Consider the following 19,138-nt stretch of genomic DNA (forward strand, 5'->3'; position numbering starts at 1 on the left):
TGCCACTATCCGCAGTGTGTCTTGTTTGGTACACCGCGTGCGGCCTCGCTGATTACTGCCGGATGGGGGCTGGCAGCGGGCTTTTCATCATCCCTGGACCTCATCAGCTCGAGGAATGTCAAATGTCAGGTCAAACCAAACTTCAGAACATCCATTTGGACGTCAAGGCGTGGCTCTATTCCCATGACATCGACAGCATGGTCGTGGGAGCCCGGAACCAGTTGCGGGAGCAGGTGGAACTCCTGGCGCGCAGCGCCTTCCTGGAAGGAGACGACGCGGCGTTGACCGAGGCGCACCGGGTGCTCTACGCCATCAACATGGCGCTGCTCACCGCCCCGTGGTCAGTCGAGCGCCTGAACGTGGGCGATCCGCTATTTGGCCAGATGAAAAGCATCCTGGAGAAGTGTTGGCACCAGGCCTCGCGGAAGAAATACGCCCCAATCCTTGCCGCATTGCCTCCCGCGTCACAGTTTCGTGATTGGGTTACGCAGCGCGTCCAATCTCATCCATCCAACGTCACGCACCCCATCTTCGCGTTCCTGCGTGACCAGGCCACCTTCGAGCAGATGCGGGAGTTCATCCTCCAGGAGACGCCGCTCGAATCGCTGTTCGGTGACATCATCGCGTTGATGATGCCGGGCGTGTATGGCGGCATCAAGCTCGAGCTGGCCAAGAACTTCTGGGATGAGGTTGGCCACGCGCAGGACGAGCGCGTCCACCGGAACATGCGCTTCCGGCTGATGGAGTTCCTGGACCTCCCGAAGGATGTCTACACCCAAAAGTTCGACCTGCTGGTGCGAGAGGAGCTGGCGCTCGTCAACATGTACATGAGCATGGCCACGAACCGCTCGCGTCTGACGGAGATCCTGGGCGCGCTGCTCGCGACGGAGACGATGATTCCCGGGCGCTTCGAGTGGCAAATCCAGGGCTGGCGGCGACTGGGCGTGAGCGACAAGCCGCTGGAGTACCTGCTGGAGCACACCACGGTCGACGTGGAGCACGCCAACGCCTGGATGGGGGAGATCATCCTGCCACTCCTGGAGCGCAACCCGGCCGTCCTGCCCGACATCGTGCTGGGCATCCTGCTCCGCCTGGATACCGCGGGGGCCGTGATTGACAGGCTCTACCCCCACATCAAGAACCTCAAGGTGTCCACCGTCGGGCCCTACCGCGGCTCGCACGTCGTCCCTTGATGCAGGGCGCCGTGGCGCTCACGCTCGAATCGACGCGTACCGACTGTCATTCCTGGCCGCCCCATGTCCCAGCAGGGCGGCCACGCCGAGGACTCAAAATTGCCATACGTCAATGTCCAGCTCACTGGAGATAGGCTTGCCGCGGAGCAGAAGCTGGAGCTCATCCAGCGCATCACGAAGGTCTTCGTGGATGTGCTCGGCAAGGACCCCGCGACCACGTTCATTGTCATCCAGGAAATCGATCCGGAAAACTGGGGCGTTCATGGTACGAGCGTGGCCTTGCGCCGCGAGGCCCGCGCTCGGGGTGAGAAGCTCTAGGCGCGGGGGCGCCGCGCCGAGGAATTGACGAAATGAGTCAACCGATTCCCATCTCCGGGGAGCCCGCGCCCGTGGCGCGGCCGGACTGGCCCGAGCTGGGGGCGCAGGCAAGTCATCTGCTCCCCAAGGACGTCTGGCAGCAGGTCCGGGCGCTGCACAAGGCCCGACCCTGGCGCAGCGTGCTGCAATATCTGGAAGTCTATGCAGGGATTGCCCTGGCATTCGCCGCCGAGGCCTGGTTCCAGCATCCTCTGGTCACCCTGCTCGCCATCGTCGTCATCGCGGGTCGGCAGCACTCGCTCTACATCCTGAACCACGATGCGAGTCACTACGGCCTCTTCCGCTCCCACAAGGCCAATGCATTTGTCGGCACGGTGTTCTCGAACCTGGTGATGTTCCACCACCCGGAGGCCTGGTCCTTCGTCCAATGGCGGCGGGTGCACATGCTGCACCACCGGCACCTGTTCACCCCGGAGGACCCCAACTGGCTGGGCAGGCACCTGCGGGGAGATACCCAGCGCCCCTATTCGCCGGGGCGCCTGCTCTGGACGTGCGTCAAGGCGGGGCTCCTGAGCGTCCTCGAGTTCTTCAAAGGCCGCCAGGACTACGTGCCGCCTCAGGGAAACCACACCATCAAATGGCGGGACAACCACCTTCGAGCGCTGCTCCTCCCGTTCCGGGACGACGCGGAGATGGAGCGGGAGCGGCGCCTCAAGCTGCTCTTCTTCGCCGTCGCGCTGGGCGCGGTGGCGTACTTTGACCTCTGGCGCCCCTTCCTGCTCCTGTGGCTGCTCCCCATGTACACCGTGTACCCCATGATTCTCACGCTCATGGACCTCACGGAGCACCGGTGGACCCGCGAGGAGGGCGACCTCAATGTGAACGCGCGCTCCACCCGGCTGGGGCTGCTGCCTACGATGCTCATCAGCAGGCTGCCGCGCACGCTGCACCGGGAGCACCATGTCTTCCCCGGCGTTGTGGCCAGGGACCTGCCCCGGTTGAGCGCGCTGCTGTGCCAGGCCCGTGTCTCCCCCGAGCCCGCCCAGGGGCTCTCCGCGCTCATGAGGGAGCTCGCGGACTCCCAGCCATCTTCCCCTCGGTGAATCCGTGAAACCACAGCAGCGCGAACGTCCCGTCCCTCACTCCGCCGATGAGTTCAAGGTCCACGTCCACAACTCGGGGAGCGAGGGGCTGTTCACCAACGCATTCATCGTCGAGACGGCCCGGTCCGTGGTCGTCATCGACGCGATGATGCGCGTCTCCGATGCCCGGGGGGTGCGGGCGCGCGTCGAGGCGACGGGCAAGCCGCTCGTTGGCCTCATCGTCACCCACGGGCACCCGGACCACTACAACGGCGCGGCCGAAATCACCCGGGGCCTAGACGTGCCCGTGATTGCGACCAAGGGCGTGGACGCGGTCATCCGCCGCATCGACGACGCCAAGGAGAAGCAGTGGAAGCCCATCTTCGGCGAGGACTGGCCCGCCACGCGGCGCTTCCCCAACCAGTTCGTCAAGGAGGGGGAGACGTTGCACTTCGACGGCGTCCCGTTCACCGTCTGGGAGCTGGGGGAAGGCGAGTCCCACTGGGACAGCTACTGGGTCGTCGGCCGCGCCGCGTCCGTGGCGTTCGTGGGGGACATCGTCTTCGGCGGCGTCCACTCGTTCATGAATGACGGCCACTCCGCCCTGTGGCTGAAGAACCTGGACCGCCTGGAGGCGAAGCTCTCCGCGGACGCGCTGCTGTTCACGGGGCACGGCGCGCCCAGCGCCTCCAGGGCCAGCCTGGAGGCCCAGCGCCGCTACCTGCACCTCTACCGGAAGACGGTCCGTCAGCTCGCCCAAGGAAAGAGCACCCTGGACGACAAGGCCAAGGCGCGGCTCGTCCAGGTGATGAAGCAGCACCTGCCGACGTCCGACCTGGAGACGTTCATCACCGCGGGGGCCAACGCCGTCGCCGCGGAGCTGGCCCGGGAAGAGGCGGAACGCGCCGATGACTGAGGGCGCCGATGCCAAGGGGCGCCCCCGGGCCGCGGGCATGTCCGCGGCCGAGTTCCGGGAGCTGGGGCACCGGTTGGTGGACCAGCTTGGCGATTTCCTGGCCGCGCTGCCGGAGCAGCCCGTCCGGGCCGAGGACTCGGCGCCTCGCATCCGCGCGCTCCTGGACGCGGACGCCTTCCCGGAGCAGGGAATGGCGCCCGGCGTGGCGCTGGAGCGGGCCTTCACGCTCCTGCGTGAGCACGCCGTCTCCACGGCGCATCCTCGCTTCTGGGCCTACATCATGGGCTCACCGAGCCCGCTGGGAGCGCTGGCGGACCTGCTCGCGTCCGTCATCAACCCGCCCGTCACCAGCTACCCGACGTGCGCCATCACCGTGTCGCTGGAGGCGCAGACGGTGCGTTGGCTCGCCCGGCTCGTCGGCTTCCCCACGGACTGTGGCGGGCTGTTCCTCGGCGGCGGCTCCCTGGCCAACCTGGTCGCCATGCGCGCGGCCCTGCACGACAAGGCCGGCTGGGACGTGCGCGCGGAAGGGGTGCGGGGGCCAGCGGGCGCGCCCCTGTGCCTCTATGCCAGCGCCGAGTCCCACACGAGCATCGTGTCCGCAGCCAACCTCTGCGGCCTCGGGTCGAACGCGGTGCGCAAGGTCGACACCGACCGAAGTGGACGGATGCGGTTCAGCAGCCTGGCGCAGCGGCTCGCCGCTGACAGGAAGGCGGGGTTGCGGCCCTTCATGGTCGCCGCGACCGCGGGGACCACGGGCACGGGCGCGGTGGATCCGCTGCCCGACATCTCCGCCCTCTGCCAGGAAGAGGGGCTGTGGTTCCACGTGGACGGCGCATACGGAGCGCTGGCCGTGCTGTCACCCGACGCGCCACTGGAGCTGCAGGCCCTCCGGCTCGCGGACTCGCTGGTCGTCGACCCCCACAAGTGGATGTACCTGCCCGCGGATGTCGGGTGCCTGCTCACGCGAAACCGGCGCGTGCTGTATGACACCTTCCACCAGGGCGCCTCCTACTACGCGGACAGCGACGAGCAGCTCCTGCTGGGAGGCCCGGAGACGCTCCAGCTCCGGGACCTGGGGCCGCAGACCACCCGCAGCCTGCGCGCCCTCAAGGTGCGCTTGTGCCTTCAACACGAGGGACGGGCGGGCTACGCGCGGATGATTTCCGACGACATCCGGCTCGCGCGCCGGCTCTACGCCTGTGTCGAGGCCGAGCCCGAGCTTGAGCCGCTGACCCACGGCTTGAGCATCACCACGTTCCGCTTCATCCCCGCGGACCTCGAGCCCCAGGCGGAGGCGCACCGCGACTACCTCAACACCCTGAACAAGGCCCTGCTCAAGCGGCTGCAGCGCGGCGGCGCAGCCTACCCCTCGCATACGGACGTGGAGGGCCAGGCCGCGCTGCGCGTCTGCATCGTGAACAACAACACCACGCTCGCGGACATCGAGCGCCTCCCGAGCCTGGTGCGGCGGCTGGGCACCGAGGTCGACGCGGAGCTCCGGCCGGGACGCCAGAACCGGACGGCGTGAGCCTCGGCGCGCCCGTCAGCGGGCCGGCCCCCCGGGCGCATCCAGGCCGATGGTGTTCTCACACAGGTGGATCCGGCCGCGTGCCCGGTTGGAGGCATCCAGGACACCCTCCAGGAGGCCGAAGGCATCGTTCAGCCAGGCGTGCTCCGCGCTGTTGCTGCGGAACATCACGGACGCGGTGCAGACGCGAGCCTGGTCGTGGGCTCGCAGCAGCGAGACGCCATTCAACTCCAGGAAGACCTTGTCCCCCGACGAGGTGGTGAGCACGCCCCGCAGCGCGGGCAGATTCACGTTGTCAGGCCGCTTCACCGGCGTGTTCAAGAAGCGCACCGGACCCGCGAGCCGCTCGCCGGTGAGGGCTCCGTCGACGATGGCGAGGTACTGGCCTCCACTGCCGAAGTCCAGGTACTCCATCCAGGTGTAGTGAAGGTCGAAGTCGGCGAGCGTGCTCAGTCTCACGTGTGATTCCTCTCCGGGGGCGGGCCGCGCTCGCTACCTGGGGCCGTGGTTGGCCATCCAGGTTTCATGGATGTGCAGCCACACCACACCCCCGGGCGCGGCTGCGTCCGCCTGGAACAGCACCGTGGCGTACCTGCCCGTCTTCTGCCCGCCAGCCTCGCGCCACTCCACGTACCGCACCAGGGCGACCTCATCCCGGGCCCACACCGGAGCGAAATCATCGATGGTGATTTTCATGTCCGGCTGTGCGCCGAGGGCCTGGGAGAGCCGCTCCAGCAACACCGCCTTCTTCTCGGCCACGCCGCCCGGAGCATACAGCGTGCAGTCCGGCGCGAAGGCCTCCGCCATCCGGGCCGTTCCGGACGCGGCGGCGGGGCCCGTCCCCCGAAGCCACGCTTCGAGGACACGGTGGAATTCAATGACTTCCGTTCGACTGAGTTCGACGATGCCAGACATGGTTCAAGGGCTCCGCTCGAGGGTGGCCTGGCGTCAGACCTGGCCTGACGCTCTCTTGCCTTGGGGCTCCACCGGCGCATGCGCTTCACCCGGGGGCGGAAAGCGGCGCCTGAAGTCGAATGCGCGGGACGAAGGCCCTTCGCTCGCGAGCAGATCGAGCCGCTCCTTGGCCTCCGCGACCGTGGGAAGATGGCCGGCGGGCACCCACCAGAGCACATACGGCGGTCCCTCGACGGGAAGGAACCACTTCCGGCGGTTGCGGAAGGGCACCACGTGCTCGCTCTTGTAGACGAAGTCGAAGAGCGACTCGACCGACTCCCACGTCGACATGTTCAGCAGGATCAGCGGGTTGTCGAACCCCCGGACTCCGGTGGCGTTGCCGTCGTCCGTCTGCAGCCGCCAGACAAATCCAGGTGAGCGGTCCGCCAGCTCATTCACCGGCCGGAGCTGCGCGACAAAGTCTTGCATCAGGGGGTGGTCAAGGGGTTCGCGTGCCAGCGAAATCGCCAGCTGCGCGACATGGAATTTCTGGGTCGTCATGGATGCTTGCTTGGCGTTTTGAAGTAAGCCACGACTATAGCCATTGGCCCGTCTGGCACCAAGCATTCTGGCCTCCGAGCAGATGAGGTGGTGAGCAGCGATTGACCAGCGCCGTTCGCGTTCGGGCTCGCGCTGCCGGTTGGGGCGAAAGGTGCTCAGCGCTCGTGACGACCGCGCGGTCGCGACCGGCTGCTAATGTAGACGGCCATGAGCCTCGTTGAACGACTGCAAGACTCAATGCGTCACGCCGCCAGGGAGCGCTACGAGTCCGTCCACACTCCGCCCTTCACGGCTTACTTCCACCCGTCGGACGCGCTGGTCTACTTGAACTACGCCATCCCGGACGGGCCGGTGACGGGCGACGTGAGCGAGCCGCTGCGGCAACTCAGAGCCGCGTTCGAACAGCGTGTGCGCGTTCCCCGATTCGAGTACGTCGACAGCCTGGCACCGCAGCTCGCAGACATCCTTCGTGGCGCGGGCTACAGGGTGGAGGCGGAAGCACAGTTGATGGTGTGCACGCCCGACAGCTACACGCCGCTTCCGAGCCCGCCAGAGCTCACCATCTCCGCGCTCACCTCGGACGCACCGTTCGAGGAGATGCGGTCCTTCTGCGCCACGACCCAGGAAGGCTTCAATCCGGGCGCCCCCGTCCAGGTGAGCGACGCTGAGGTCTCCAAGACGCTGGCGGATCTCAAGAATGGACGCGCGCTGCTGGCGAAGTGGGATGGCGTGCCCGTAGCCGGAGGACTGGTCACCCCACCCCACCAGGGCACGTCCGAGCTCGCTGGCGTTGCGACGCTCCAGGCATGGCGCGGGCGGGGCATCGGTGCGGCGCTGGTTTCTCGCGCGGCCCAGGAGGCCTTCGCCCATGGCGTGGACGTGCTCTTCCTCAGCAGCGTCACCGAAGAAGCGGGGCGACTCTACGAACGTGCCGGGTTCCGGTTCCTCACGCGCTTGCTGTTCATGGTCGACGCCGCAGCGGCGCAGGTGTCGCCATGACGTCGACTCGCACGGGTGCATCGAAGCAGCGACAAGGGCGGCCGTCTCGGCAGGCTCCGCGAGCGGCTCGGACTCAGGGCGTCGCGCCTCGCCCCACCGTCAATCGTGACCTCCGCGGGCAGTTGTTGCGGCTGGACCGCATCGACAACACCTTGCGTTCGGAGTGGGTTGCAACGGAGTTCAAGGACCGCGACCTCGAACGCAAGCTCCAGGCCCTCACCGACGCAGGCATCGACTGGCTGCGTGAGACGATCAAGGTCCACGGCTGGCCTGGGCATCGCCTCGTGGGCCGAAGCGGGGCCGCGGCCGCCTGGCGGCTGATCCAACATGCCGAGTGCTCGCTGGCCTTTCAGAAGCGCTGCCTGACGTTGCTGCGGGACGCGGCGGCGCGCGGCGACGTTCCCATCCAGCAGGTGGCCTACCTCACGGACGTGGTGCGCATGCGTGAGGGGAAGAAGCAGCTGTATGGAACGAAGTTCCGCAAGGTGAAGGGAGAGCTCGTCCCCTACCCCATCGAAAAAGAAGCCTGGGTCGACTTGCGCAGGAGGGAGATGAACCTGCCGTCGCTCGCCGCCTACGCGCGGAAGCTCCGCCGCGCCTTCCAACCCTCTTGACGGGAGCCGCCGTGCACCGCGCCTTCGATTGGCAGCCCTTCGTGAAACAACATTGGGAGAAGACACCCGCGCGTCTGGCACTTCCTGCCCCCATCCTTCCCGCCGAGCAGGTCTTCCAGGCCGCGGTCTCCGCCTGTGCCCCCTTCCGCCATGGAACGCGCTTCCGCGCCCTTCCCGACGCGCGCTTCTTCGTGGAGGCCGCCAGGCTCGCCGCCCCAGGAACGCTCCTCCCCGGCGAAGACGACGCGTCCATGGAGTCCTTCTCCCGCCGCGCCTCCAAGCACCTGGATGGCGCGTCCTTCCAGCTCCACATCGAACAGCCGTTCATGTTCGACTTCACTCTCTGGAGCGCCTTGCGAGACTTCCTCCGGGGGCTGCTGGAGCGCGTGGGCGTCCCGGTGCTGCCCATGGCCACCGACCTGTTGCTGGGCCGCTTCTCACGAGGTCCACCAGGCGTCGCGAAGCGGCCCCACCATTCGCTGGTGACGCTGGTCCTCCAGGGCCGGCTGCGCGTCCGGCTCTGGAAAAAACTCTGGGGCACCCCTCCCAACGAGACCGAGGACTTCGAGCGCCACCTCGACAAGGCCACCACGCTGGAGGCCGGTCCGGGCGAGTTCCTCTACATCCCCTCTCGCTACTGGCAACTCGAAGAAGCCCAGGGCGACTGCATGGCCGTCCGGGTGTGGATTCCCGTCAAGGGAAGCCGGCCCACGGACGCGGTCAAGGACGTGCTCGTGGGGCTCCTCGAAGAGCAGCATGCCCACGACGAGACCGTGCCCTACCATCCCTACCCCTGGCGCCGGCCACGCACGGGCGCACAGGCCACCATTCCGTCCGTCGAGCAGACCGCGGACACCCTCCACACGCTGACTCGGGAAGAAGACGTCCAGCAGGTCCTGCGCCTCATCTGGGCCCGGAGGGTCAGCGCGTGCGCACTCGAGCCCGTACCGCCGCCGGACCAGGCCCCTTCCCTGTCAGACACGGACCGGGTGCGGAAGACGCCTGCCACGGACATCATCCGGGTCAAGGACCCGTCGGGGCTGTGGATCTGGGCCGTCAACGGACATGCCTTTCCCGGTCCCAACGAAGCCGTGGGACAGCGGCTCCTCAATGCCCTGTCCTCGGAAGTGCCCCCTCGCGTCGGTGAGCTGTGCAACCTGGCTCGCCCCGGTCCTCATCGTGAGTCCATCCGCGCCTCTCTAGCGGCGCTTCTCCGGCTGCGCGGGATTCACGTCATCACCGGAGCGGAGGTCTGACGGATGCCCGCCTTGGAAATCGCAACCCGCTTCGACTGGGACACCTTCGTCAGGCGCTACTGGAACCAGCGCCCCGTGCTCTTCAAGGGAACGCAGGCCTCGCCCTTCACCGTCGGCGACGTCTTCGACGCGTCGGCCGGCGCCACCCAGCGCTACCTGTCCCGCAGCTACGCGCCGACGTCACGGCCAGACGTCACCTTCACGGTGGACCGCCTGCGGCAGCTCCGCTCCCGGGAATGGCTGCCCCGCGCTTCCGACGGTTCCCTGGACGGGTATGACGCCCGCATCGCCTCGCAGCTGGGCGAGCGCCGGTACGCCCTCATCATCGCCACCCTGCACGCCTCCGGCTTCCGGCTCTGGTCACGGCAGCGCGCCTTCTTCTCCGGCCTGTGGCAGCGCGTGGGCATGCCCGTGACGGGCGCCATTACCACGCTGTTCCATGGGACGTACGAACACAGCCCCGTGGGCGTCCACCTGGACCGCTTCACCACGTTCCTGTTCGCGTTGCGCGGACGCAAGCGGATGCGCTTCTGGCGCAAGCGGCCGTGGCGCGAGGACGTCTCCACCATCCTGGACTACCAGCCCTACCTGGCGTCTTCCTTCGTCGCGGAGGTCGAACCCGGCGACATCCTCTACTGGCCTTCCACGTACTACCACGTGGGAGAGAGCGCCGGCTCACGCGTGGCCAGCAGCGTGAATGTCGGCATCCCCATCACCGAACACCGCGCCATCTATTCCGTGGACGACCTGCTGCGCGGGATGCTCGACGAGACGTCGCTCGCCGACCAGGAGTGGAAGCAGACGCGGCTCTCGCGGGTGTCTGCATCCCCCCTGGCCCGCGGAGCCCTGACGAAGAGCGGCGTACTGGCCACGGAGCTGCCCCGGGCGCTCACCGAAGCCGTGAGCGCGTTTCGCGACGTCAGCCACCCGAAAGAGGCGCGGCGGCACATCCAAGCCACCTGGCTCAAGCGGTTGACCTCGGGAGGCTTCGAGCCCGTGCCGCCGCCCACCCGTGAAAAGCCGTTACGTGACTCACACCACGTGCGGGTGGACCCAAGCTTCCCCATCCTCTTCGAACGTGACGGCCTCACACGGTGGATTTGTTCCGCCAATGGACATGCCTTGCGCGGCGTGGGTGGCGGACGCGCCGTTGAAATATTCTTCCGAAAGCTGAACTCCGGCGCGGATGTAAGCGTCGAAGATTTGCTGAGACCGTTTCGGACACAACGCACTGCGAGACATGACTCAGAAATCATTGCCGCGACGCATGAAGGAATGCGCGGACTCCTGAAAAAACTTCACGCCTTTCACGCAATCACTCTCAGCGCTTGACGCATTTGCCGTCAGCGCCCAGGCTTGGCCAGCAGTCCACATCCATCGACGGAGGAGTGTCATGACGAAGACGAAGGCGAAGGCGAAGGCCCCCCGGTCGTCCAAGCAGGCCAAGCAGAAGCTCGTGAAGCTGATGAACGTCATGGAGAAGGCCACGGTTCCCGCTGCCACGAAGGCCATGGCCGGAACCTGCATGCGCATCTACTGCTCCCCCTACTAATGCCCTCGGGCCGCTGGGAATCGTCCCAGCGGCCCGCTTCCCAACCTGCGCAGTGTGCCTCGCAGAACCGATGTAAGGCATTCTGGAGCATGCAGCCCCCCTCACTATCCTGTCACCCTCCTGAATCTCTCGAGGAGCCGTGACATGAAAAGCGCTGTCGACCTGCAGGGCAACCCACTGAGCGACATCTCCCTCGCCGCGATGCGGCGATGGCTCCTCGAAACGGATGTGCTGGGCTACCTGCCACAGATTGCCGCCACGGAGTCTGAAGGCCGCCTCTGGACGTACTACTGGTTCGGCGTCCGGCGCATTGATGAGTTCGTCCGCGCGAACGGGTACGCGGTCCTCGACGACGCCTCCGTCCTCACCGAGGACCTGGACGCCGTCGTGGCGCTGCGGGAGTTCATGGCCGCCGCGCCCCCACTCATGGACGGCCACCGGAGGCTCGTGGAGCAGCTTCGCGCCTTCGCCGCGGAACGGGATGCGCTGGACCAGGGCCGTCCGCTCACCGCGCACGAGCTGTTCTCCCTCTGGTACCTGAAGGCCGTGCCGGGCGCCTACATGGCGCAGCGGCTCCAGCTCGCGGACGTGGACGAAGCCACGGTGCGGCGCATCGCGAAGCTCTCCGCCGTGGGACTCCAGATGTTCGATGACGGGGTGGACCTCCAGGCGGACCTCGACCGGGGGCGCCTGTGGTTGAGCGCCGAGGAGCTCGACTTGCTGGGGTTGTCCACGACGCCGCCCGCGACGCTGGCCACCACCGCGGGGGAGCGCATCATCCGGCTGCGCAAGGCCATCTGCCTCGAGTACTTCCTCGCGGTGTATGACGAGGCCTCCCGCATCGCCTCGCCGGAGAGCCGCAAGCGCGCCCAGGCCTTCGCGGAGGGCTGGCTGAGCTTCCTCCAGCAGGGCTACCTCAAGCTCTACACGCCCGGAGGCCCCAAGCCCTGGGGCTCCGTGCAGCGCGTCCTGAAGGCGCTGCCGGGCTCGGAGACGGTGAAGCTTCCCGTGCTGCACTCGCTGTTCTCCCTCATCGCCGCCCTGCCGCTTCCGCCCGTGGACGTGGAGGCCTGCCGGCGGGAGCTGCAACAGCTTGGGGGCTGCCCACAGGCGCTGGCGCCAGAAGTGGCCCTGGACGTCATGGGTGCCCGCGAGGCGGAGGGGGACTCCGCGAAGTTCGACGCGGCCGGGCCGGAGGCTTCGGTGCTGGAGCGCGTGCTGCTGGCCTCACCCTCCAAGCACACGGCGGCGGACTTCGCGCGGCGCTGCCGCGAATCGACCGAGGGCTCTCCGTCCAACCTGCGCGACCCCAACCTGCCGGAGGTGTTCGCCAGTGGGCTCAAGCTCGCGGAGCGCTCCGCGCGGAACTCCGTCACCGCCCGGGAGAACTTCCTCCAGCAGCTTCGCCCTGGATCACGACGGGCGCCGGTGGTGGACGCAGAGCTGGCCGAGCGGTTCTCCCGCGACGGCGCGGACTGGCTCGCGTTGGGAATCGAGACCCTCGCGGCGACGGCCCGCGGGGTTCGCGACGGCTGCCGGAAATAGGTCCTCTGTCCGTTACCCCATCCATCGTCAATGAATCCTGAATCCAGCATCGCGGCGGCCGAGTCACCCTGGCTCGTCCGCCGCAAACCCCAGGCATCGCCTCGTCTCCGGCTGTTCTGCTTCCCCTACGCGGGAGCAGGCAGCCTCCCCTACTTCCGTTGGCCGGACCTGCTCCCAGAGGCGGACATCGAGGTGTGCGCCGTGCAGCCGCCCGGCCGGGAGAACCGCCTGCATGAGCCGTCCGTGGAAGAACTCCCGCAGCTGCTGGACGCGCTCGTCCGGGAGCTGTCGCCCCTCTTCGATGGCCCCTTTGCCTTCTTCGGCCACAGCCTGGGCGCGCTCATCGCCTTCGAGCTGACGCGCGAGCTCCGCCGCCGGGGCATGCCGCTGCCTGGCACGCTGCTCGTGTCCGGCTCCGAAGCGCCCTCCCGGCGCAGTGGACTTCCGCCACTGAGCGGCCTGCGACGAGACGACTTCATCCGCGAGCTGTCCGCCCGCTACGACGGCATTCCGCAGCAGGTCCTGGCGCAGCCGGAGATCCTGGACCTCATCCTTCCCATCCTGCGCGCCGACCTGAAGATTTCAGAGCGCTACTCCTACCAGGAGGAGCCTCCTCTTCCGGTGCGGCTGTGTGCCTTTGGTGGTACTCGCGATCCTCGCGTCTCGGAAGCCGCGCTCGACACGTGGCGACTGCAAACACAGCAGTCCTTCTCGATGAAGATGTTTCCAGGCGGCCACTTCTTTCTCAACGAGCTGACGGCCCAGGTGGTTCAGGCCGTCCATGCCGAACTCGCAGTCGGAGCAACCCCAGCACCATGAACAGAGACGACCTGCTCGATGTCCTGACCCGCTATGTCGCGGATGAACTCCTGGACGGGGACGCGGAGGACCTTGATTCCTCCACGCCCCTGCTGGAGCTCGGCGTGCTGAACTCGCTGGAGACCGCCCGGATGATGGGCTTCGTCCAGAAGAAGTACGGCATCACCATTCCCTCGGAGTCGCTGAAGGTCGAAAACCTCCAGACGATCTCCGCCATCGCCGACCTCGTCTACGACGCGAGGCCCCGGCAGCCGTAGCCGCTCAACGGCCCCGACGCAGCATGGCCTGGACGGCGTCATCGTCCAGGCTGTCTACGTCCGCCAGGAGCGCATCCAGCTCCGCGTCCTCGGGAGCCTCCTCCACGGGCGCGGCCGCCTCTTCCTTCAGGCCCAGGACCTCGGCCGCCAGGTAGTCCACCAGCCCGTTGACGGTGGGGTTGTCGAAGGCCACCGTCGCGGGCAGCGAGGTGCCCAGGCTCCGCTGCAGGACGTTGCGCAGCTCCACGGACATCAGCGAGTCCATGCCGAACTCGAAGAAGCCCTGGTTCGGGTCCAGTGGCTCCGTCGTGGGACGCCCCAACACGCCGTTGACCAGCTCGCCCACGTGCGCACGCAAGGCACCGCGCCGCTCCTTGGGCTCGAGCCGCTCCAGCCGCTGACGAATCCCCTCGCTCGCCGCGGGGCTGGCCTTCTCGATGAAGGCCTCGAACAGCGGCGCACGTCCGCGCCGCCCGAGCACCGCCCAATCCACGGGAAGAACACCGAGCTGACCGCTCAGCCCCAGGGACTGCTCGAACACCTGGAGACCGTCTTCCGGAGGAATCACGCCGAAGCCCAGCTGCTCCATTCGGCGGCGGATCTGCTCCTCCGCCGCCGCGCCCACCTCTGCCCAGGCGCCCCAGTTGAGGCTCAGGGCGGGCAGCCCGTCAGCCTGGCGGGAGCGGGCCAGCGCATCCAGGAAGGCATTCGCGGCCACATAGTTGGCCTGTCCCGCCGATCCGATGAGCGACGCCGCCGAGGAGAACACGACGAAGAAGTCCAGCGCCGTGCCTTGCAACGCACGGTGGAGGTTCCATCCACCGGAGACCTTGGGCGCGAAGGCCTTGGCCAGCCGCTCCGGCGTCATCTGCACAAAGAGGCCGTCATCGATGACGCCCGCGGAGTGGATGACGCCACGCAGGGGCGGCACGCGTCCTGAGAGCCCGGCGAGGACGCGCTCCACATCGGCGGCCACGGCCACGTCGCCCTGCACGCAGTGGATGGTGACGCCACGCTGCTCCAGCGCTTCAAGGCGAGCGCGCGCCTCGGGCCCCGGCTCACGCCGCCCCATCAGGACCAGGTGACGGGCTCCACGCTCCGCCAGCCGCTCCGCGACGATGAGCCCCAGTCCGCCAAGGCCACCCGTGACAAGATAGCTCGCGTCCGGCTTCAGCGCGGGCTCGCCGCTCGCCCCACGGAGCTTCCGGCTGCGCACCAGTCGGGGCACTCGGCGCGTCGTTCCTCTCAGCGCGATTTCGTCCTCGCCGCTGCCACCGAGCAGCTCGGCATGAAGCTGGGCGACTTCGTGCTCGGACGCGCTGGCGTCCAGGTCCACTCGCCGGCAGTGGAGGTCTGGATGCTCGCGGGTGATGGACTTGCCCAGGCCCCAGAGGACCGAACTTCCCAGGTGGGTGATGCGCTCCTTCTCCGAGGTCGCCTGGGCACCGCGAGTCACCAGCCAGAGCGAGGTGCTCTTTCCCTTGGCCTCGACGAGCGCCTGGGCGAGCGCGAGCACACGGGTGCCATGGCCCAGGGCCTGCGCGGGTACGTCGTCCCCACCACCGTCGAGGCTCCACAGGTCGATCACATGCAGAGGCCCTTGCAGCGCCTCCGGGCGCAACTGGCCCAGGAGCGCGAGCGCCGAATCGCGGCCATCGACCGTGGCTCGCGCTCCAGCAGGGACCGTCACCACGTGCCAGCCTTGCTTCGTCAGTCGCTCGGCCAGGCGCGCGCCCAGCCCCGCCGCGTCGGCGAGGATGAGGCACTGTGTCCCAGCGTGCGCCGCCTCCGCCCCTGCCGCTGGAGCCTCCAGCTGCCGGGGTTGCCACTCCAGTTCGTACAGCCAGTTCTGGTAGCGCTTGCTCTTCGCGCCCAGGAGTCCCTCCCGGGTGATGCGCCGGAGCAGCAGCTTCTCCACCGTGGCCACGCGCTCCCCATCCGCCGTGAGCAACTGGATGTCGCACACGTAGCCCGGGCCCTTCGGGTCGTCGCTCCGCGCCAGGGTCGCGTGGGCCCACACCTCACCCAGCCCGCCGCGCTGCACCTGCACCTGGCCGACACCCACGGGGAGGTACGCGGCATCCCCTTCCTCGTCGAGCACCGCGCCCACCATCTGGAAGCACGCATCCAGGAGCGCGGGCTGAAGCTGATACTGCCCCGCGTCCGCCGCCGCGCTGCCTGACAGGGCCAGGCGCCCCAGCACCGCGTTCTCACCCCGCCAGAGCGCCTGGATGCCTCGGAAGCTGGGGCCATACGCGAGCCCCGCCTGCCCCAGCTTCGCGTAGTAACCCTCCACCGGCACCTCGCGAGTCAGCGAGGCGCGCAGACGCTCCAGGTCGACGCGCTCAGCTGGCGCGGCCGTCGTCGCGGAGAGCTTTCCGTGGGCATGGAGAATCCACGCGGGCTCACCCTCTCCCGTGCGCTCCTCCTGGCTGTGGATTTCGAAGCGCCCGGCGCGCTCACCTTCCGGTGAATAGAGCAGGTGCACCCGGCGCGCCCCTTCCTCCGGAAGGAACAGGGCCTGCGAGAAGGTGATTTCGTCCACCGTCCCGCCCGCCGAGCCGAAGAGCGAAGCCCCCGCGGCGAGCCCCATCTCCACGTAGGCGGCTCCAGGCATTAAAATCTGTCCGTAGACGCCATGGTCCTTCAGGAAGGCGGGCTTCGCTGCCCCCACGGAGGACTCGAACTGCCGCATCTGTGAAGGCGACGCGTGCGGATGGCCCAAGAGGGGATGTCCTCGCGTGGCCCCTGCCTCCGGCGCTGTGCTCACGCCCGGGACGTCCCAGGTGGACCCGTTGAGGTCCATCCAGTGGTTGCGCCGCTGGAAGGGATAGACGGGCAGCGCGACCTTGTGGCGCTCGCGCCCCTGGTCCACGCCCCGCCAGTCCACCGGCACGCCCGCGACGTGAAGGGCCGCGAGCCCCTCCAGCATCTGCTGCCAGTCCGAACGCTCCGGCCGCAAGCTGCCCACCCAGAGCGTGTCCTCCTTCGTGATGCAGGACTGGCCCATGGTCACCAGCGTGGGCTTCGGGCCGACCTCCAGGAAGGCCTTCACGCCGGCCTGCTCCAGCGTCTGCATTCCCCTGGCGAACATCACCGGCTCACGAAGATGCTGCACCCAGTACCGAGGCGTCAGGATTTCCTTCCCCGCCTCGCGCCCGCTCAGGTTCGAAATCAGTGGGATGGCCGGAGGCTGGAGCTTCACCTTCGCCACGGCCTTGGAGAACGCGTCGAGGATGGGGTCCATCAACGCGGAGTGGAACGCGTGCGAGACGCGCAGCATCGTGCCGCGCTTGCCCTTCCGCGTCAGCTCGGCCACGCATTCGTTGACGGCGGCCTCGCGCCCCGAAATCACCACGTTGCGGGGGCCGTTGAGTGCCGCGATGGACACCTGCCCGTCATACTGGGAGAGCAGCGCCTCCACCTCCGCGGCATCCGCGGACACTGCGGCCATCGTCCCGCCCGCGGGCAGGGACTGCATCAGCCGGGCGCGCGTGGCGATGAGTTCCAGTCCTTCTTCCAGGGTGAAGACGCCGGCCACGCAGGCCGCCACGAACTCACCCACGGAGTGCCCCATCACGAAGTCCGGGCGGAGGCCCCACTGCATCCACACCTGCGCCAGGGCGTACTCGAGCGCGAACAACGCGGGTTGGGTGAAGCCCGTCTCATCCAGCCGGGCTCGCGCCTGCGCGTCGCGCTCAGCGGGGTGCAGCAGGTCGATGAGCGACTGGCCCATCAACGGCTTCAGCACCGCGTCGCAACGCAGGAGCGTCTCGCGGAAGGTGGGCTCGGTGCGGAAGAGTTCCTCCCCCATGCCCAGCCACTGCGCGCCCTGCCCGGTGAACAGGAAGGCCAGCCGAGGCTCCCCGTCCGCCTTCCCGCACAGCACCGACGATGAAGTCTGCCCGGACAGGAAGGACGTCAGCTGCGCCTGCATGGCATCCTGTGAGCTTCCCAGCACGGCGAGCCGGTGCCGGAAGGCGTCCCGCCCGGTGTTCGCGGTGAAGCAGATGTCCTCCAGCGACTGTGACGCGAGCCCTGGGCCGTCGAGCGCCTGCGCATAGCGCTGCGCCAGCTCGTTCAGCGCCTGGGGGCTGCGCGCGGACAGCGTCAGGACGTGCATCGGCCGCGGCGTCGCATCCGGCGTCTGGGCAGGCGCGGGCGGGGCTTCCTCGATGAGGACATGCGCGTTGACGCCGCTGAGCCCGAAGCCGCTGACGCCGGCCACGCGGGGCCTGTCGCCCTTGGGCCACGGCGTCACCTTCGTGGGGATGGCAATCTGCAACTGCTGCCAGTCCACGGCCGGGTTGGGCGTACGGAAGTGCAGGTGCGGAGGAATCTCGTCCTGTCCCAGCGACAGCACGACCTTGATCATCCCCGCGGCACCAGCGGCGGACTCCAGGTGCCCGAGGTTCGTCTTCGCGGAGCCGACGAGCAAAGGGGCGTCCGCGCCGCGCCCGTGCCGGAGCACCGCGTCCAGCGCCCGCAGCTCAATCGGGTCACCCAGCGGCGTCCCTGTGCCATGGGCCTCGATGTAGTTCACATCCGCTGGGGCCAGGCTCGCCGACTCCAGCGCCTTGCGCAGCAGCTTCTCCTGCGCGGGCCCGTTGGGAACCGTCAGGCCGCCACTGAGCCCATCATGGTTCACCGCGGAGCCACGGATGACGGCGAGGATGCGGTCCTTGTCCCGCTGCGCATCCGAGAGCCGCTTGAGCACCAGGACGCCGCAGCCTTCGCCGCGCCCGTAGCCATTGGCGGACGCATCGAACGTCTTCGAGCGCCCATCCGGCGCCAGCGCCCGCATCTTCGACAGGACGATGTTGTTGTCCGGCCGGAGAATCACGTTCACCCCGCCCGCGAGCGCCAGCGAACACTCCCCCTGCCGCAGCGCCTGGCAGGCCAGGTGGGCGGAGACGAGCGCCGAGGAGCACGCGGTCGCGACCACCATGGACGGCCCCTGGAGGCCCAGGACGTAGGACACACGTCCCGCGGAGAAGCTCAGCTCGTTCCCGGTCCCCATGTACGGCAGGTCCCGCGTCTGCACCGCGTTGAAGGGAACGCGCCCGTAGTCACTGCTCAGGAAGCCGACATAGACGCCCGTGTCGCTGCCCACCAGGGAGCCCGGGGCGATTCCGGCGTCCTCCAGGGCTTCCCAGGACACTTCCAGCATCAAGCGCTGCTGCGGGTCGACGTAGTTCGCCTCGCGCGGCGACAGGCCGAAGAACTCGCTGTCGAAGCCGGCGATGGGTTGGTTGAGGAACCCACCCTCACGAACCACCATCTTCCAGCCCGCGTCCGGGTCCGCCGCGTAGTAGGCATCCACGTCCCAGCGGTCCGGCGGGACGGTGCTCACGGCATCGACGCCGCCGCGCAGCAGCTCCCAATAAGCGCGCGGGTCGTTCGCGCCGCCGGGGAACCTGCACCCCATGCCGATGACGGCGATGGGCTCCGAGCGCGCGCGCTCCAATCCATCCACGCGCGCCCGGAGGGTCTTGATTGCCAATGCCGCCCGTTGCAAGGGCGTCATCGACTCCATCGAGAGAGCATTCTCCTCGTTGGACATCCTCACTCGAATGGACTCATCCGACACTGCCCACCCCT

17 protein-coding genes are annotated in these 19,138 nt (G+C 68.1%); 13 read left to right on the plus strand and 4 right to left on the minus strand.

Annotated elements, in window-relative coordinates:
- Positions 1 to 122: 122 nt before the first annotated feature.
- From OZ403_RS22260 to OZ403_RS22280, 5 genes are all read left to right on the plus strand, one after another.
- Positions 123 to 1,193 (plus strand): iron-containing redox enzyme family protein, encoded by a 1,071-nt coding sequence (locus OZ403_RS22260; protein ID WP_268781672.1) that lies wholly within the window; start codon positions 123 to 125, stop codon positions 1,191 to 1,193.
- Positions 1,194 to 1,292: 99 nt separating this feature from the next.
- On the plus strand, positions 1,293 to 1,511 hold the full coding sequence (locus tag OZ403_RS22265) for a tautomerase family protein (protein ID WP_140792773.1): 219 nt from the start codon (positions 1,293 to 1,295) through the stop codon (positions 1,509 to 1,511).
- 32 nt (positions 1,512 to 1,543) lie between these two features.
- Positions 1,544 to 2,614: a fatty acid desaturase family protein gene (locus OZ403_RS22270; RefSeq protein ID WP_140792774.1), complete on the plus strand. Its 1,071-nt coding sequence runs from the start codon at positions 1,544 to 1,546 to the stop codon at positions 2,612 to 2,614.
- A gap of 4 nt (positions 2,615 to 2,618) precedes the next feature.
- A complete protein-coding gene (locus tag OZ403_RS22275) occupies positions 2,619 to 3,509 on the plus strand; it encodes an MBL fold metallo-hydrolase (RefSeq protein ID WP_140792775.1) in 891 nt (296 codons plus the stop codon).
- The gene (locus OZ403_RS22280; RefSeq protein WP_140792777.1) at positions 3,502 to 5,040 is read left to right on the plus strand and encodes a pyridoxal phosphate-dependent decarboxylase family protein; all 1,539 of its coding nucleotides are present in this window, start codon (positions 3,502 to 3,504) and stop codon (positions 5,038 to 5,040) included. The genes OZ403_RS22275 and OZ403_RS22280 overlap by 8 nt, the downstream gene beginning before the upstream one ends.
- Positions 5,041 to 5,055: 15 nt before the next feature.
- Here the strand turns inward: OZ403_RS22280 and OZ403_RS22285 are convergent, their stop codons facing one another.
- The 3 genes from OZ403_RS22285 to OZ403_RS22295 are packed head-to-tail and all read right to left on the minus strand — an operon-like array spanning position 5,056 to position 6,561.
- Positions 5,056 to 5,499 carry a hypothetical protein gene (locus tag OZ403_RS22285; protein ID WP_140792779.1) on the minus strand — a complete coding sequence of 148 codons (444 nt, stop codon included), beginning with the start codon at positions 5,497 to 5,499 and terminating at the stop codon, positions 5,056 to 5,058.
- Positions 5,500 to 5,532: 33 nt separating this feature from the next.
- Positions 5,533 to 5,955, minus strand: a complete 423-nt coding sequence (locus OZ403_RS22290) for a DUF4440 domain-containing protein (RefSeq protein WP_140792780.1) — start codon at positions 5,953 to 5,955, stop codon at positions 5,533 to 5,535.
- A gap of 33 nt (positions 5,956 to 5,988) precedes the next feature.
- Positions 5,989 to 6,561 (minus strand): DUF3291 domain-containing protein, encoded by a 573-nt coding sequence (locus OZ403_RS22295; protein WP_268781673.1) that lies wholly within the window; start codon positions 6,559 to 6,561, stop codon positions 5,989 to 5,991.
- 171 nt (positions 6,562 to 6,732) lie between these two features.
- Between OZ403_RS22295 and OZ403_RS22300 the strand changes: the two genes are divergently transcribed.
- The 8 genes from OZ403_RS22300 to OZ403_RS22335 all read left to right on the plus strand — a co-directional run bounded on the left by OZ403_RS22300 (position 6,733) and on the right by OZ403_RS22335 (position 13,537).
- The gene (locus tag OZ403_RS22300; protein WP_161605165.1) at positions 6,733 to 7,494 is read left to right on the plus strand and encodes a GNAT family N-acetyltransferase; all 762 of its coding nucleotides are present in this window, start codon (positions 6,733 to 6,735) and stop codon (positions 7,492 to 7,494) included.
- Complete coding sequence (locus OZ403_RS22305; RefSeq protein ID WP_140855494.1) at positions 7,491 to 8,108, plus strand: DUF6624 domain-containing protein; 618 nt, start codon at positions 7,491 to 7,493, stop codon at positions 8,106 to 8,108. Before OZ403_RS22300 ends, OZ403_RS22305 begins: the two co-directional genes overlap by 4 nt.
- An 11-nt stretch (positions 8,109 to 8,119) precedes the next feature.
- Positions 8,120 to 9,364: a hypothetical protein gene (locus tag OZ403_RS22310; RefSeq protein WP_268781674.1), complete on the plus strand. Its 1,245-nt coding sequence runs from the start codon at positions 8,120 to 8,122 to the stop codon at positions 9,362 to 9,364.
- A gap of 3 nt (positions 9,365 to 9,367) precedes the next feature.
- On the plus strand, positions 9,368 to 10,696 hold the full coding sequence (locus tag OZ403_RS22315) for a JmjC domain-containing protein (RefSeq protein ID WP_268781675.1): 1,329 nt from the start codon (positions 9,368 to 9,370) through the stop codon (positions 10,694 to 10,696).
- 61 nt (positions 10,697 to 10,757) lie between these two features.
- Entirely contained in the window at positions 10,758 to 10,916 is a 159-nt protein-coding gene (locus OZ403_RS22320) for a hypothetical protein (protein ID WP_268781676.1), read from the plus strand.
- Positions 10,917 to 11,060: 144 nt separating this feature from the next.
- Positions 11,061 to 12,461 (plus strand): hypothetical protein, encoded by a 1,401-nt coding sequence (locus OZ403_RS22325; protein ID WP_268781677.1) that lies wholly within the window; start codon positions 11,061 to 11,063, stop codon positions 12,459 to 12,461.
- 30 nt (positions 12,462 to 12,491) lie between these two features.
- On the plus strand, positions 12,492 to 13,280 hold the full coding sequence (locus OZ403_RS22330; protein ID WP_140792791.1) for a thioesterase II family protein: 789 nt from the start codon (positions 12,492 to 12,494) through the stop codon (positions 13,278 to 13,280).
- On the plus strand, positions 13,277 to 13,537 hold the full coding sequence (locus tag OZ403_RS22335; RefSeq protein WP_090490716.1) for an acyl carrier protein: 261 nt from the start codon (positions 13,277 to 13,279) through the stop codon (positions 13,535 to 13,537). Before OZ403_RS22330 ends, OZ403_RS22335 begins: the two co-directional genes overlap by 4 nt.
- A 4-nt stretch (positions 13,538 to 13,541) precedes the next feature.
- Here OZ403_RS22335 and OZ403_RS22340 read toward each other — a convergent pair whose 3' ends face one another.
- The gene (locus tag OZ403_RS22340; protein WP_268784896.1) at positions 13,542 to 19,073 is read right to left on the minus strand and encodes a type I polyketide synthase; all 5,532 of its coding nucleotides are present in this window, start codon (positions 19,071 to 19,073) and stop codon (positions 13,542 to 13,544) included.
- Positions 19,074 to 19,138: the final 65 nt, after the last annotated feature.

Origin of the sequence: Myxococcus sp. NMCA1 (genome assembly GCF_026810205.1) — a bacterium.
In the GTDB taxonomy this organism is placed as follows: Bacteria; Myxococcota; Myxococcia; order Myxococcales; family Myxococcaceae; genus Myxococcus; species Myxococcus xanthus_A.